The sequence below is a fragment of the Staphylococcus sp. GDX8P80P genome, assembly GCF_017893095.1.
GTDB lineage: Bacteria > Bacillota > Bacilli > Staphylococcales > Staphylococcaceae > Staphylococcus > Staphylococcus borealis.
The window spans coordinates 1-16,201 of sequence record NZ_JAESMI010000002.1; the positions used below are offsets into that span (position 1 = coordinate 1).

Genomic DNA, 16,201 nt, shown 5'->3' on the forward strand with positions numbered 1-16,201 from the left:
TTTAATAAAAGACAATTTCTATATTATTTCAATAGAAATTGTCTTTTATTCACTTATCCAAGAACTTTATGTCCCGGACTCAGATTTAATCATGTATCTTCGTATACATATAATTTTTATTTACTATATATTATTACTCTAGAATAAACCTACTGCATGGCCATCTTCTGTAACGTCCATATTTAACGCAGCTGGTTTCTTAGGTAATCCAGGCATAGTCATAATTGCACCTGTTAAGGCAACAATAAATCCTGCACCTGTTTTAGCTTCTAATTCTCTAATTGTAATATCAAAATCAGTTGGTGCTCCTAATGCAGTAGCATCATCACTGAATGAATATTGTGTTTTAGCCATACAGATTGGATATTTACCCCATCCATTATCTGTAAATTCTTTTAATTGTTTTTTAGCTTTTTTACTGAATGTTACTGAAGAACCACCGTAAATATCTTTAACGATTGTTTCAATTTTTTCTTCTAATGATTGATCTAAATCATATAAGAATTTGAAATCATTTGGTTGTTCGATAACTTCTAATACTTGGTTAGCTAATTCAACGCCACCTTTACCGCCTTTTTCCCAAACTTCAGTTAAAGCGATTCTAACGTTATTTTCTTTAGCCCAAGCTTTTACAGCTTCAGTTTCTGCATCAGTGTCATGAATAAATGCATTTAATGCGATAACTGGTTCAACACCGAATTTGCGGATGTTATTAACGTGACGTTCTAAGTTAACGATACCAGCTTTTACAGCTTCAACATTTTCTTCTTTAAGATCATCTTTTGCTACGCCACCATGCATTTTAAGCGCACGAACTGTTGCAACTAATACGACTGCTGATGGTTCGAAGCCAGCTTCTCTAGCTTTAATGTCTATAAATTTCTCAGCACCAAGGTCTGAACCGAATCCTGCTTCAGTTACAACGATATCTGCAAGATCACGTGCAGTTTCTGTAGCTAAAATAGAGTTACAACCATGTGCAATATTTGCGAATGGTCCACCATGAACTAATGCAGGTGTACCTTCAATTGTTTGAACTAAGTTAGGTTTAATAGCATCTTTTAAAATCATTGCTAATGCACCTTCAACTTTTAAGTCAGCAACTGTAACTGGTTTACGGTCACGAGTATAGCCGATAGTTATACGACTAATTTTTTCTTTTAAGTCATTAATATTACGAGCTAAACATAAGATAGCCATTACTTCTGAAGCAACTGTAATGTTGAAGCCATCTTCACGTGGTACACCATTTGTAGGTCCACCTAAACCAACGTTCACATGACGTAATGCACGGTCGTTCATGTCTAATACACGTTTCCATTCAACACGACGTACATCAATGCCTAAGTCGTTACCTTGATGGATGTGGTTATCGATAAATGCAGATAACGCATTGTTAGCAGTAGTAATGGCATGGAAGTCACCATTGAAGTGTAAGTTAATATCTTCCATTGGTAGTACTTGTGCATAACCGCCACCAGTTGCCCCACCTTTAATACCAAATGTAGGTCCTAATGCTGGTTCACGTAAAGCGACCATTACATTTTTATTTAATTCGTTGAACGCATCAGATAATCCAACTGTAACTGTAGATTTACCTTCACCTGCTGGCGTAGGACTCATAGCAGTTACTAAAACGACTTTCCCTTTGTTGTCTTTAGGTTTGATTTGATTGATATCAATCTTAGCTTTATAGTGACCATATTGTTCTAAAGCATCTGCTGGGATGCCAGCTTTTTCAGCGATTTCTCCAATAGGTTTAAGTTCTGATTGATTAGCAATGTCTAAATCTGATAAATGTGCCAACTTATTTCAACCCCTTATTAATTTTAGTTTGATTTATGTAAGAATACCTCAAATAAATGTTTTAAGGTTTCTTTTAATCTTACATACTAATAATAACTAACAATGAAAGCGATGTCGAATTTTTGAGAGCGTTTCCAATGATTTGTGTAAAATTTAACTTAATTTTATGATAAATCAACTAATTTAAAAATATACCGAATGTAAATCATTAACTTTTTAGGTAAAAATACATTAATACTTTATTTAAAATTTGAAACGATTATTTCTAAATAGAACAGTAATTTAATAATTTTAAGAATAAAATCTCTTAAATTATGTGATCTAAAATGGATAGTAGAATATAGTTAATCATTGCGCCCAAACAAAGCATATCTCAAAATAGATTTACAAATTTAGCAAGTTGGACAAGTAAAGTAACAATACGAATGAATGTAAATAAAGATAGCCAGCGAATGAATTTGTAAAAACTCATTCGCTGGCTATCTTACTAAGAATTCTGTCGCAGACCCTGTCTAATAAATAATTTAATCTTCCATTGTACTTAAATCACCTGCATCTAAGTTAAGCTCCCAAGCTTTCAAGACACGTCTCATAATTTTACCTGAACGTGTTTTTGGTAATTTATCTTTAAATTCTATTTCTCTTGGCGCTGCATGACCTGATAATCCTTCTTTAACAAACTTACGAATATTTGTCTTTAATTCGTCAGATGGTTCATAACCTTGTCGTAATGAAATAAAGGCTTTGATAATTTCACCTCTGACTGGATCTGGCTTACCGATAACCCCAGCTTCCGCAACCGCTTCATGTTCAACCAATTTAGATTCTACTTCGAAAGGACCCACACGCTCACCAGCAGTCATAATGACATCATCAACGCGTCCTTGGAACCAGAAATAACCATCTTCATCTTGATACGCAGAATCTCCAGATACATACCAATCACCAATGAAATATGAATCATATTTTTCAGGGTTCTTCCAAATTGAATACATCATTGATGGCCAACCTTTCTTGATAGCCAAATTACCCATTCGATTTGGTGGTAACTCATTACCCGAATCATCAACAATAGCAGCTTCAATACCTGGCAGTGGTTTACCCATTGAGCCTAATTTAACATCAACTGCTGGGTAATTTACAATCATATGTCCACCTGTTTCAGTCATCCACCATGTATCTAGCACGCGTTTATCGTAAACATCTTTAGACCATTTTATAACTTCAGGGTTTAAAGGCTCACCTACTGATAATATTGAACGTAATGATGATAAATCATATTTCTCAACGATATCATCACCCGCACTCATCAGCATTCTTAGTGCAGTCGGTGCAGTATACCAAATCGTTACTTTAAATGTTTCAATCATACTATACCATTGTTCAGGTGAGAATCGTCCTCCGGCAATACAATTCGTTACACCATTTAACCAAGGTGCAAAGACGCCATAAGATGTTCCTGTAACCCATCCTGGATCTGCTGTACACCAGTATATGTCATCTTCTTTTAAATCTAATACGTATTTACCTGAAATATAGTGAAGTAACATGGCCTTTTGAACATGTAATACACCTTTAGGTTGACCAGTAGAACCAGATGTATAATGCAAGATAAGTCCATCATCTTCTTTCAACCATTCGATTTCAAATGATTCACTAGCATGATGTAATTCTTTATTAAAATCTATATATTGTTCATCCACATCATCATCAACGACTATTATCGTCTCAAGATGTGGTAATTTCTCCTTAGGAATTCGATTAACTAAACTGTTTGTCGTAATAATAACTTTTGCCTCACTATTATCTAACCTATCCGTCACTGCTTTTTCCATAAAGGCTTCAAATAGAGGTCCCACGATAGCACCTATTTTTAAAATACCGAGAAAGGCAAAATAGAGTTCAGGTGTTCTAGGCATAAAGATAAATACACGATCCCCTTTTTGAACATTTGCTTTATCAACTAATACATTTGCAGCTTTATTTGATAATACTTTTAATTGTTCAAACGTATATTGTTCTTTACGCTTTTCGTCTCTATAGTTAAGTGCAATTTTCTCACCTTTTCCATTATCGACATGGCGATCTATGCACTCATAAGCCATATTAATTTTTCCTGTTTCATTCCATGAGAAAGCTTTTTTCACTTCATCCCAATCAAAGTCTTGATAAGTTTTTTCATAATCTTGTAAATTATAATTACCTTTCTCGCTTTCAAATACTTCTACTTTCATTGTAAACTCCCCCTTGTTTAATGAAATCGCTTTCTTTAAAAAGTATTATACATCAATTTTTGTGTTATTCAAAATCTTTAGATAATTATTACAATTTAATTTGTTTATTTCTCTAAATAAATATAAAATAACAATAATAGTAGTTCGTATTGGGAGTGAGATAAATGAAACATATCAAAACGCATATAACCAAGCACCTTACAATAAAAGATAAGCATTTCACAATTGAAGGGCCTGTTTCATACCAATATTTGAAAACGCTTTCTTTCGACGAATCATTAAATGCCTTTAGACCTTCAAATGACCAGTTTGAAGCTTTACTTGAAATAACTCAATTGCCAGAGGGACGTATTTATATAGCGCGAGAAGATAAGCATATTATCGGTTATGTAACCTATCACTATCCTGACGACTTTGAAAGATGGGCTGAAGGTCAATTGCCTTATTTGTTAGAGTTAGGTGCAATAGAAGTACAACGTAATTATAGACAATTTCATCTTGGTGGTGAACTTATTGCGTTAAGTCTCACTCAAGATGAATTTGAAGATTACATTGTTTTAACTACTGAGTACTACTGGCATTGGGATTTAAAAACGGCAAAACTTGATGTTTTTGAATATAAGAAAATGATGCAAAAGTTAATGTCTAAAGGTGGCTTAGAAGTATTTGCTACAGATGATCCAGAAATCACAAGTCACCCAGCTAATTGTCTAATGGCAAGAATTGGGAAAAGGATATCATTAGACCAACAACAATCTTTTGATGATTTACGTTACAAAAATCGATTTTTATTTTAGCCATTTCTGCTATAACTTTAAGGGGTATGATATTTATGCAAAAGAATTTAAAAACGGGGTATGTATACTCAGATGAACTATTGAAGTATCGTTTCAATGATAATCACCCTTTTAATCAAATGCGATTAAAATTAACGACAGAATTACTCCAAATGATGAACTTATTAAATGATGAGCAGATTATCCAACCTAGAATTGCAAATGAAGACGAACTTGCTTTAATTCATAAATATGATTATATACAAGCAATTAAGCACGCTTCACATGGTATATTAAGCACATCTGAAGCTCAAAAATATGGTTTAAATACTGATGATACATTTCAATTTCGGCATATGCATAGGCATAGTGCGCGCATTGTAGGTGGTGCACTAAATTTAGCAGATGAAATAATGAATGAAAACATACAAAATGGATGTCACTTAGGCGGTGGCTTACACCATAGTCTTCCTGGACGCGCGAATGGATTTTGTATATATAATGACGTTGCTATAACTGCGAAATATCTTGCTTCAAAATATCAACAACGGGTGATGGTAATTGATACCGATGCACATCATGGTGACGGTACACAATGGAGTCTTTATACAGATAACACGATAATGTGTTATTCCATTCATGAGACAGGTAAATTTTTATTTCCAGGATCAGGGCATTACACGGAGCGTGGTGAGGATTTAGGATATGGATATACAGTAAATTTGCCGTTAGAACCTTATACAGAACATGATAACTATTTAAAGGTATTTGAAGAATCCGTAACAAGTGTGATTCAAGCATATAAACCTGACATCCTACTTAGTGTGCATGGCGTCGATATTCATTACTTAGATCCATTAACGCATATGAGTTGTTCACTAGAAACTTTATATGAAATACCATATATCATTAATAAACTCGCTCAACTATATACTAAAGGAAAAGTGCTAATGTTTGGTGGTGGTGGTTATAATATTTGGCAAGTGGTACCTCGAGCGTGGAGTCACATATTTTTAGCTTTAATGAATGAACCTATCCAAGAAGGCCCCTTGCCCGAACAGTGGATAACAAAATGGCGTAACTATTCACCTGTTAAATTACCCAAGCACTGGACAGAAGATTACCGTGACTATGTAACAATCCCAAGAACACAAGCAATCTCTGAAAAAAATAATGAACGTGCGAATAGAATTATTCATTGGTATACAAATTAAAATAAAGGAGTAGGATAATGTTCTTAATAAATGCATTATCCTACTCCCTATCTATTAACTCGTAAATTTTCCCATTGAAACACTTGTGATTAGGACCTCTCCCACAAAGATGAGATGTGTCTTATTCTTATTTCAATTGCTTAACATCAATCTTTCGTAGTTCCTCTGTACTCAATACGGTGTGGCAATATTACATTTGGTTCTTCAATTTCTTCTTCATTCATATATTTAGTTAACAAACGCATGCCTACAGCGCCGATATCATATAGTGGTTGAATCACACTCGATAATTTTGGTCTAACCATTTCTACTAATCGAGTATTATTAAAGCTGACAATTTGTAAGTCTTCTGGAACGCTTATGCCCGCATCTAGTGCGCTATGCATGATACCAATCGCTTGTTCATCACTAATTGATAATATAGCATCAGGTAGATGATTTTTTAAATCTTCAAATACTTTTATACCATCTTTATAACTTTCAGAACCTGAGAATTGTACTGTATCATTTAATTTTAGTTGGTGACGATCTAACACTTCTCTAAGACCAATTAGCACATCTTCTTGTGCTTTTTTAGAATAATCACCACTTACTAATGCAAACTCTTTAGCGCCTGATTGGATGAGTTGTTCGGTAATCTCCATTGCTGCCGTTTTAAAATCAATATTAACAGAAGCGATGTTATCATCTTTTCCGTTAGTACCTGATACTACAACTGGAACAGATGATTGATTTATTAAATCTTTGATCTCATTCGAAATTGTACCACCTAAAAAGATAATACCGTCTACTTGCTTACTTAATAAGTTATTAAATATTTCTTTTTCTTTCTCAGAATCATTATCTGAGTTTGAAATAATAGAATGATATTTATACATTGTCGCTATATCCTCAATACCACGAGCTAATTGAGAATAATAGATATTAGAAATATCAGGGATAATAACGCCTACTGTTGTTGTTCGTTTACTAGCTAGTCCTCTTGCAACAGCGTTTGGTCGATAATTTAATCTTTTAATTACTTCATTAACTTTTTTTCTTGTTTCAGGTTTAACGTTTTGATTACCATTCACTACTCGTGAAACGGTTGCCATAGATACTCGGGCCTCTCTAGCAACATCATATATAGTTACTGTCATAATTTCCTCCTTGTAAGCGTTTTAATAGTTATTATAACGTGTTTTCATTTCATTTTCAAAGTTTACCACAAAATCGCTTTCATTCAAACATATTGCTAATATTTTCACATTTATGTCATATTTTTATATTATTTTTATCATAAAAGCGTAATTTAACATAATATACATTTGAAATGAAATTCATTCAATAGTCGTAGATTTTATCAATATTTGCAATTGAAAAAGCTATTCATGGTTACTAGAAAAAGTATTATAAAACATACTCTTAATTCAGTAAAATGAATAGCTCATTTCATTAATATATTTAGACGATTACTTTATTATTTTAATTTTTTTGAATTATACAATTCTGCTAATGGTTTTAATTCATTGTAAAATTGATTAAATTCATTTAAATCCATTTGTTGGCCACTATCACTTAATGCAACAGATGGGTCTGGATGCACTTCTGCCATTACGCCATCAGCACCAACAGCTAACGCAGCTTTAGCAGTTGGTAACATAATGTCCTTACGTCCTGTACTATGCGTTACATCTACCATTACAGGCAAGTGTGTGCCTTGTTTCAAAATAGGCACTGCAGAAATATCTAACGTATTTCTTGTTGCTTTTTCGTAAGTACGGATACCGCGCTCACAAAGGATGATATTTTTATTGCCTTGAGAAGCAATATACTCAGCAGCGAAAGTAAATTCTTCAATTGTAGCCGATAAGCCACGTTTTAAGAGGATAGGTTTGTTCGTTCTTCCAGCTTCCTTTAATAATTCAAAGTTTTGCATGTTTCGAGCACCAATTTGGAACACATCTAAGTATTCGTCGGCAATTTCGAAATCAGCAGGATTTACAATTTCACTGACAACATTAAGACCAAATTTATCTTTTACATTTTTTAAAATTTTAAGTCCTTCAACTCCTAATCCTTGGAAACCATATGGTGATGTACGAGGTTTGAATGCGCCACCGCGAATGAATTTTTCTCCTTTTGCTTGTAAATCTTTTGCGACCGCGTCAACTTGTTCTTGTGATTCAACAGAGCATGGTCCAAATACAAATGATTTATTGCCATCGCCAATAACGCCACCATTGTCAAACTGAACAATCGTATCTTCTGGTTTTAATTTACGAGACACATATAAATGTTTTTCATTCTCAGATTTTTGTAAATCAGTAGAAGCTTTAAAAATTTCTTTAAATAATTGCTTAATTACATTATCATTAAAAGGTCCTTGATTACGATCCATTAACTCATTAATCATTTCTTTTTCGCGTTGTGGATCATAAACCTTTGTACCCTGTTTAATTTTCTCTTCACCTATTTTTTGTGCTAATTCTCCACGCTTAGATAATAAATCTAAAATTTGATTATTAATCGAAACAATCTCTTCTCTGTATTGCTCTAATTTAGTTGACATTACTACTCACCTCAATAAAAGTTACTTGTATAATTATATCACTTTAAAGCGATAAAATAATATTAGTTAGATAATATTCTAACAATTAAAAAATAATAGTTCAACCGTTCTAGTTCATAAATTATCTAAAATTTGTGAATTGTCTAATTATTATATCAAATTTGATATTCACTTTTTATAAAAAAATAAGAAAAAGGAGCGAATCAAAAATCTAATTTAATTAATAGATTTTTGAATCCACTCCATTTAGTGATTAAAATCTCACTTTAAATAAAAGCATTAGCTTTATTAATCATTAAAGGTACGTTTATCGATTTTACTTTTTGCTTTTTCAGCTCTTTGTTGTTGCTTAGGTGTTTTATTTTTAGCTTTTGTTGCATTCTGCTTTTTCTTAGTATTGCCTTTTGCTTTTTCATTAGCTGATTTAGTATCGTGTGTAATGACACCATTTTCAAATTTAGCAGATGCATGTGCTTGATTATTTTTAACTTGATCTTCATCTTTGTTAATTTCTTTTTTTGTAACTAAATTAGGGACCACTTTATCGCCTGATGATTTAGCAATTGCTGGTTCTTCTAATAACGTTCTTGTTTTACGCGCAACATTTGCATCATTATCTATTTTATTTTTCTTTGTACGTGCTGCAGATGCTATATTTTTTGCATTCACATGTTGATGGTTGCTCATATCACCACTAGTTGAAGGATCAGATAAATTATGTTTTGATGATTCAACTTTAACTGCATTTTGTTGCGCTGCTAATTCAGTTGCACTAACCTCTTTAGATTGTTGTTCTTTTTCAGTCTCTTTCTTAGCTTCTTGAATTTCTTGTGCTTGTGGTGATTGATCCGCTAAGTTATCTGATGTTTCTGCTTTAATCGCATTTTGTTGCGCGACAATTTCTTCAGCACTATTGCCTTCATTATTTCTTAAATGTTCACTATCATCTGCTTTTGCTTCTTGGATTTCTTGCGCTTGCGGTGATTGATCCGCTAAATTATCTGACGTTTCCTTTTTGATTGCATTTTGTTGTGCAACAAGTGCTTCTTTGCTAACTTCTGAATGGTCTTTATTTCTAAAGTCTTCAATTTTTTGTTTTACATTTTCAATATTATTCTCAGTTTGTTGCTTGATGTTTTGATAACGATGTCTTAATTCTTGTTCTTTATTTTTTGCGCTATCAATTTTTTCTTCGGCTTTATTTTTATAAAAGAGTCCAACCGCTGAACCAATTAAAGCACCTGTAATAAAACTAATCACAAAGTCTTTGCGTGATGGATGAGAACTGTATTTGTTGTGACTATATTGGGAACTAGAAACACCCTCTCCATTAGTCTTTTGATTTATACCTTGTTCATGTAGGTCTTTACCAGAATTATTTGTGACAAACGCATCTCTATTATAATGTTCTGTATTTAAACCTTGTCTAGACTTACCATCTTTTTGATTTGGACCATTATCATGTAAATCATGGCCATGATTATTTTTTTCAAAGTCATCTCTATTATAGTGTTTAGTCGCATTTGATTGTGCTGCACTATCTTGTTGATTTGCACCTTGTCCGTGTAAATCGCTGCCAGTGTTTGTCGTTGTAAAAGCGTCTCTATCATAATGCTTAGTCGCATTTGATTGTGCTGCACTATCTTGTTGATTTGCACCTTGTCCGTGTAAATCATTTCCAGAATTTGCCGTTTCAAATGCGTCACGATTATATTTCTTACTCATATTAGCTCCTCCTATAAGAAAAGCACTTAAATAAGTAAAAATCTCATTTAAGTGCATTTGATTGAATCATATTAAAAGTTTTTCTCAACGTTAGTAGTGTAATTTTCGTTTGCATGATTTGCATCGTTACCTACAGATGTGTTTCTGTAGTTTGCACTTCCTCTACGGTAGTGTCTATTTTGCCATTTGTCAGCAATTTCCATTGCAACATTTGACCATTGAACTACTTGAGAAATTTTATCTTCATTTTGAGAAATATTATGTGTAATTGAGTTAGTTACACGATCAACTGAACCATTTAAATTTTGTACTGAATCGCCGATACCTTTAACACCATCGACAACAGAATTTAAGCGTTCAACTTTGCCTTGAATATCTTCAGTTAAGCGGTTAGCTTTGTGAAGTAAATCAGTTGTTTCACGTGTAATACCTTGAACTTGTCCTTCAACACCATCAAGTGTTTTAGCAACGTGATCTAAATTCTTTTTAACTGAAATTAAAACTACAACGATTCCAATACATAATATCAAGAATGCAATCGCGGCGATAATTCCAGCAATTGGTAAAATCCAATCCATTAAAAACGCCTCCTAAATACCATTTACTTTTAAATAAAAGCTATTAATTATAAATACCCAACATAATTATATATAAACATATTAAAATTCATTTGTCATGCCGACATGTTCTTCATAAGCACGTTGTAACTTTTGAATGTCACCAGCGCCCATAAATAAGATAACAGCATTATCAAATTGTTCTAATACGTCAATATTATTTTCATCGATTAGCGCAGATCCGTCAATACGATTTATTAAATCTTGAATTGTTAATTCACCTGTATTTTCACGAATTGAACCAAATATTTCACATAAATAAACATGATCCGCTTTACTTAGTGATGCTGCAAATTCTTCTAAGAAAGCTTGCGTTCTTGAAAATGTGTGAGGTTGGAAAACTGCCACAATATCTTTATTTGGATATTTTTTACGTGCTGTTTCAATTGTAGCACTTATTTCTCTTGGATGGTGAGCGTAATCGTCTACTAATACTTGATTAGCAACATTTGTTTCATTAAAGCGACGTTTTACACCACCAAATGTTTCCAATGCTTCTTTAATATTCTTGACATCCATCTTTTCAAGGTAACTAATCGCGATAACTGCTAATGCATTTTGAATATTATGATCTCCGTATTGTGGTGATAAGAATTGATCATAATATTCACCATTAACGTAAACATCAAATTGTGTACCTTTATCAGTTATTTGAATATTATCGGCATATATATCATCATTTTTGTTTAAACCATAATAATAAATTGGTATGTCCGCTTCAAGTTGTCTTAAATGTTCGTCATCACCCCAAGCAATAATCGCTTTTTTAACATTATGTGCCATACTTTGGAAAGCACTTGCAACGTCTTCAATGTCTTTAAAATAATCAGGATGGTCGAAATCAATATTAGTCATAATGGCATAGTCTGGATGGTAACTTAAGAAATGACGACGGTACTCACACGCCTCAAATGCAAAATAGTCACTTGCAGGTAATCCCATACCCGTACCATCTCCAATTAAGAATGATGTTTTTTTATCACCATTCATAACATGAGACAGTAAACCAGTTGTTGATGTTTTTCCGTGTGCACCTGTAACTGCAACAGATGTGTATTGATCAATCACATGACCTAAGAAATCATGATAACGTATCACGTCTAATTTTAAATCATGCGCTTTAACAATTTCTTCATGAGTATCTGGAAACGCATTACCTTGAATGACTACCATACCTTCTTTAATATTGTCACTGTTGAATGGTAGTATTTTAATTCCTTTATTTTTTAATGCTACTTCTGTGAATACATATTTTTCTATGTCGGATCCTTGCACCTCATGTCCTAAATCATGCATGATTTGTGCTAATGAACTCATTCCTGCGCCTTTAATACCAACAAAATGATAATGCGTCATATACATAAAACTCCTTTAAATTAATCTTTCTTTAAATCTGCTTCAGTAATAAATACATCTCTAGGTTTAGAACCGTTTGCACCAGAAATATAATCTAACTGTTCAAGTTGGTCTACTATTCGTGCAGCACGGTTATATCCAATTTGGAAGTGTCTTTGAATTAATGAAGTGGAAATATGTCCTTCTTTAACCATAAATTCACATACATCATCGAATAATTCGTCTTGAGCTTGTGTTTGGTTCTTTTTAAGTAATTCCTTCTCCTCGAATAAATAGTTCGGTTCTCTTTGTTCTTTAATGAAATCAACTACATCATCAATCTCATCATCTGAAACAAATGTACCTTGTACACGAATTGGTTTATTCATTCCACTACCTAAGTAAAGCATATCGCCATAGCCTAATAAGCGTTCCGCACCACCACTGTCTAAAATCGTTCTTGAGTCAACGCTTGAAGATACCATAAATGCAATGCGTGTAGGTATATTGGCTTTAATTAAGCCAGTAATAACATTGACAGATGGTCGTTGTGTTGCAACCAACATATGAATGCCACATGCACGCGCCTTTTGTGCTATTCGAGCGATTGATTGTTCTACCTCTTGCGGTGCCATCATCATTAAATCTGCTAACTCATCAATAACAATAACAATTTTTGGCATTCTTTGCTCATATGGTGCTTTTTTGTTGAAAGCAGTAATGTTTCTTACATGGAATTGCGCAAATAATTTGTAACGTTTTTCCATTTCGTCAACGGCCCATTTTAAGCTTTGAGTTGCTGCCTTAACATCAGTAATAACCGGTGAAACTAAATGCGGTAAATCGTTGTATGGTGCAAGTTCAACCATCTTAGGATCAATTAGTAATAACCTTAATTCTTCTGGATGATTTTTGTAAAGTAATGACATTAAAATACTATTGATACAGACTGATTTACCTGATCCAGTTGCACCCGCAATAAGGGCGTGTGGTGTTTTAGCAATATCCATTAACAATGGTTCATTGTTAATTCTATTACCCATAGCTACGGTTAATTTAGACTCAGCATTTTTAAATTTTGGACTTTCTAAAATAGATTTTAAGTTAACTTTCGTAGGATTTAAGTTTGGTACTTCAATACCTACTAAACTTGTTCCAGGAATTGGTGCTTCAATTCGAATGTCTTTCGCAGCTAACGCCATTTTAATATCATCCTGTAAAGCTGTAATTCGTGAAACTTTGACACCCTTCTCTACTGCCAATTCAAACCGAGTTACACTTGGTCCTTCAGTTACATGTTGCACTTCAGCCGGTACATTAAAATAATAAAAGGCATCATTTAGCTCTTGTTTCTTCTCTTCAATCCATGCCTCATCGATTTCATGTGCTTCATGATCTTCTAATAAATCAAGGCTAGGTAGTTTAATATTGGGACCTCTTCTAATTGTACCTTTAGCATTATGCTCTTCTTTTTGATGGTGGTTTGAAGATACAATGGTTTGATCGTCTGCTGAAACAGTTGCATTCACTTCTTGATGATTGTTCATATCATGATTTGAATGTACAGCTTGGTTAGATTGTTCTTCACTGTCGGTATCTGTATTTTGGCTTTTTTCGAGAGGTTCTTCTACTTGGTTATCGTCATCTTTGTTTATGACATTATTTAAATTTTTATCTTGTTCATCTGAATTATTGATATGATAGTTTGAATGCGTAGACTCTGTTTGAGACTCAGATAATGTATCTTCACTGTCACGAGATTCATTTGTATGATGGTTGACTTCTGATTCACGCTTTTTAGTTTGAACATGTTGTTTTGTCTCAGGCTTTAATTCTGGTACATTCACTTTATGTTTCGATACAGATTCTTTTTTTGCATCCATCATTCTTTTTTTATCAGAAGGTGTCATAACTACATTAAACGGTTTACTTCCTGGCGTGATAGACATTTTTTCAGGTACTTTTTTAGCTTCCTTATGTGTTATTTCTGATTTATCGTCGCCATTATTAATGTGTTCATCTTCCACACCTTGTACTACTTCATCTGAATCTTTAACTGCAAATGAATCATCCATTTTATTAGAAGGTTCATTATGTGTTTTCGTTGACTGTGATACATTTTGGCCCTCTATATTCGTATTTTGAGAGACTCCATTCGTTTCGTCATCTTCTTTAGTGGCATATTCCACTTCAGACGTTACAGCATTTCTAATTGCATGATTAACATTTTCAGTTGATACATCTTCATCATCTTCTATGCCACATGTTTCATCTGATAAAGATTCATTTTTGGATTTACTGTCAGTGTGTGACTCAACGTCATCTATTTCTCTAAATTGTGCATCATCAACAGTTCCATTATGGTTGTCGTCATTAATGTTTTCACTTAAACTATCTGAATCATCACTATTAGATTGTAATTGTACCGCTTCTTCATCTGCTACGTCGTGATGGTAATTTGATTCTTTTGCAGATTCGTCAATAACTTCATTAGAATGACGTTGTGCTTCATCATGATTAACATTTGATAATTGATCATTTGGAACATCTTTAACTTGTACATCCTCTTGGTTAACTTCTTGCACACTTGAAACTTGGTTTAAATCAATCTCTTCATAATTATAAGGTGCATTTGTCTCTTCGATATACTCTGCTTGTTCAATATTACGGTCTATGTCACTATCATCTTTAAATTGAGCGTTAGATGTCTCATGATGCGCAACGTCTTCTGCTTGGCTCTCAACATGGTCATTGTTGTTATTGTACTCATCATTTACATCCTCTGTTACATCACTATGTAATTGGTCAGAGTGGTTTAATGAACTTTCGCCAATATATTGTTCAGCTTGCTTAGCATACATTTCATCAATAGCTCTTTGAATACTATCTTCTTCATCAGTCTGTTGACGTTTTTTTTGCAATGCTTGCTTAAATTTACGTTTCTGTTGAACTTTACGCTCTCTTTCTTTTCTTATCTCCTCTACGATTTGAGAAGCATAAATATTTTCTATATTTACCGTGTTATCACGTTTTGAATAGTTTGGCGTACGTTCATAGTGATTAGAAGTATCAGCATTTCCTTCAACGACTGATTGTTGTTCATTGTTAACTGGTTCATTCTCTCGTGAAGTTGATTGTTCACCATCAAATTTTTGTCTGCTATCTTTTTCATTTTTACTTTCATGCGGAACGTGTTCTACCGTGCTCGAATGATGCTTGGTTTTAGACTCACTTGTATCTGTGTCATCTTTAACTGGTGGTATAACACCGTTTTCAATAGGTCTACGCTTTTTAGTTCCGAAAATAGCTGATGGTACTTCTGAAGTTTTAAAACTTGAACGGTGATATGTAGGTTCAGAACTCAAATGATAATTCGATTTGAATCTTTCTGATTGTAATTTCATCCTAGATTGTTTTGAATTAGCACTTGTGTAATAAGTATTATTCGTTCTAGAATGTGTATTTTGACGTTTATTAAAACGTTGAGATGCACTAGTATTATGAGTTCTACTTGATGTTTGAGAAGTTCTTGACTTAATAGAAGGCATACCAGAATCATCTTGGCTCACATGATTTCTTCTACGATGTCTTCTTGCGTTTTCAGCACGATCATCATTTGAGTAACTATTCATATGACTTGTATAGTCATCATATTCATATGAACCGTATTGATTATCTTTCAATGTTGAATGGTTATCTTTATCATCATTACTTTCGCGATAAGTTGCTTCTTCATACGTTTCATCTGGACCCACATCGATTGGGAATCGAAACTTACCTTTTGGACGATCGTAAATATCATTATTTTCAGGAAGTAATGAATCATCTTTGCTTTGAGTTAGATCGCCATTGCGACGTTTACTTTTGCGTCTAAGCAATTCATCATCAGAATTGTCTTTGTTACTAAATAAATCATCAAACCAACTCATACATTCACTTCCTT

At 33.4% G+C, this 16,201-nt stretch carries 10 protein-coding genes; 2 read left to right on the forward strand and 8 right to left on the reverse strand.

Features of this window, described 5'->3' with window-relative positions; genetic code table 11:
• Positions 1 to 138 precede the first annotated feature (138 nt).
• Together KA858_RS00225 and acsA are read right to left on the reverse strand one after the other, a co-directional pair.
• Positions 139 to 1,806, reverse strand: coding sequence for a formate--tetrahydrofolate ligase (locus KA858_RS00225; RefSeq protein ID WP_070855687.1), 1,668 nt, complete (start codon positions 1,804 to 1,806; stop codon positions 139 to 141).
• 524 nt (positions 1,807 to 2,330) lie between these two features.
• Positions 2,331 to 4,040, reverse strand: a complete 1,710-nt coding sequence (gene acsA / locus KA858_RS00230) for an acetate--CoA ligase (protein WP_210134715.1) — start codon at positions 4,038 to 4,040, stop codon at positions 2,331 to 2,333.
• 164 nt (positions 4,041 to 4,204) lie between these two features.
• On the opposite strand from acsA, the gene KA858_RS00235 reads away from it, so the two are divergent.
• Together KA858_RS00235 and KA858_RS00240 are read left to right on the forward strand one after the other, a co-directional pair.
• Entirely contained in the window at positions 4,205 to 4,837 is a 633-nt protein-coding gene (locus tag KA858_RS00235) for a GNAT family N-acetyltransferase (RefSeq protein WP_210134716.1), read from the forward strand.
• Between the two features lie 35 nt (positions 4,838 to 4,872).
• Positions 4,873 to 6,030, forward strand: a complete 1,158-nt coding sequence (locus tag KA858_RS00240; protein WP_210134717.1) for an acetoin utilization protein AcuC — start codon at positions 4,873 to 4,875, stop codon at positions 6,028 to 6,030.
• Positions 6,031 to 6,176: 146 nt separating this feature from the next.
• Here the strand turns inward: KA858_RS00240 and ccpA are convergent, their stop codons facing one another.
• From ccpA to KA858_RS00270, 6 genes are all read right to left on the reverse strand, one after another.
• Positions 6,177 to 7,169: a catabolite control protein A gene (gene ccpA / locus KA858_RS00245; RefSeq protein ID WP_210134718.1), complete on the reverse strand. Its 993-nt coding sequence runs from the start codon at positions 7,167 to 7,169 to the stop codon at positions 6,177 to 6,179.
• A 320-nt stretch (positions 7,170 to 7,489) separates the two neighbouring features.
• Entirely contained in the window at positions 7,490 to 8,581 is a 1,092-nt protein-coding gene (locus tag KA858_RS00250) for a bifunctional 3-deoxy-7-phosphoheptulonate synthase/chorismate mutase (RefSeq protein WP_210134719.1), read from the reverse strand.
• Between the two features lie 288 nt (positions 8,582 to 8,869).
• Positions 8,870 to 10,306, reverse strand: a complete 1,437-nt coding sequence (locus tag KA858_RS00255) for a Maebl (RefSeq protein ID WP_245341999.1) — start codon at positions 10,304 to 10,306, stop codon at positions 8,870 to 8,872.
• 71 nt (positions 10,307 to 10,377) lie between these two features.
• On the reverse strand, positions 10,378 to 10,884 hold the full coding sequence (locus KA858_RS00260) for a DUF948 domain-containing protein (protein WP_210134720.1): 507 nt from the start codon (positions 10,882 to 10,884) through the stop codon (positions 10,378 to 10,380).
• Positions 10,885 to 10,965: 81 nt separating this feature from the next.
• On the reverse strand, positions 10,966 to 12,279 hold the full coding sequence (murC, locus tag KA858_RS00265; RefSeq protein WP_210134721.1) for a UDP-N-acetylmuramate--L-alanine ligase: 1,314 nt from the start codon (positions 12,277 to 12,279) through the stop codon (positions 10,966 to 10,968).
• Positions 12,280 to 12,299: 20 nt separating this feature from the next.
• Positions 12,300 to 16,187: a DNA translocase FtsK gene (locus KA858_RS00270; RefSeq protein WP_210134722.1), complete on the reverse strand. Its 3,888-nt coding sequence runs from the start codon at positions 16,185 to 16,187 to the stop codon at positions 12,300 to 12,302.
• Positions 16,188 to 16,201: the final 14 nt, after the last annotated feature.

Excerpts from the sequence above, each read along its gene's own strand:
- KA858_RS00270 (WP_210134722.1), bottom strand. The coding sequence starts at position 16,187 with ATGAGTTGGTTTGATGATTTATTTAGTAACAAAGACAATTCTGATGAT.
- ccpA (WP_210134718.1), bottom strand. The coding sequence starts at position 7,169 with ATGACAGTAACTATATATGATGTTGCTAGAGAGGCCCGAGTATCTATG.
- KA858_RS00250 (WP_210134719.1), bottom strand. The coding sequence starts at position 8,581 with ATGTCAACTAAATTAGAGCAATACAGAGAAGAGATTGTTTCGATTAAT.
- KA858_RS00240 (WP_210134717.1), top strand. The coding sequence starts at position 4,873 with ATGCAAAAGAATTTAAAAACGGGGTATGTATACTCAGATGAACTATTG.
- acsA (WP_210134715.1), bottom strand. The coding sequence starts at position 4,040 with ATGAAAGTAGAAGTATTTGAAAGCGAGAAAGGTAATTATAATTTACAA.
- KA858_RS00235 (WP_210134716.1), top strand. The coding sequence starts at position 4,205 with ATGAAACATATCAAAACGCATATAACCAAGCACCTTACAATAAAAGAT.
- KA858_RS00255 (WP_245341999.1), bottom strand. The coding sequence starts at position 10,306 with ATGAGTAAGAAATATAATCGTGACGCATTTGAAACGGCAAATTCTGGA.
- KA858_RS00260 (WP_210134720.1), bottom strand. The coding sequence starts at position 10,884 with ATGGATTGGATTTTACCAATTGCTGGAATTATCGCCGCGATTGCATTC.
- murC (WP_210134721.1), bottom strand. The coding sequence starts at position 12,279 with ATGACGCATTATCATTTTGTTGGTATTAAAGGCGCAGGAATGAGTTCA.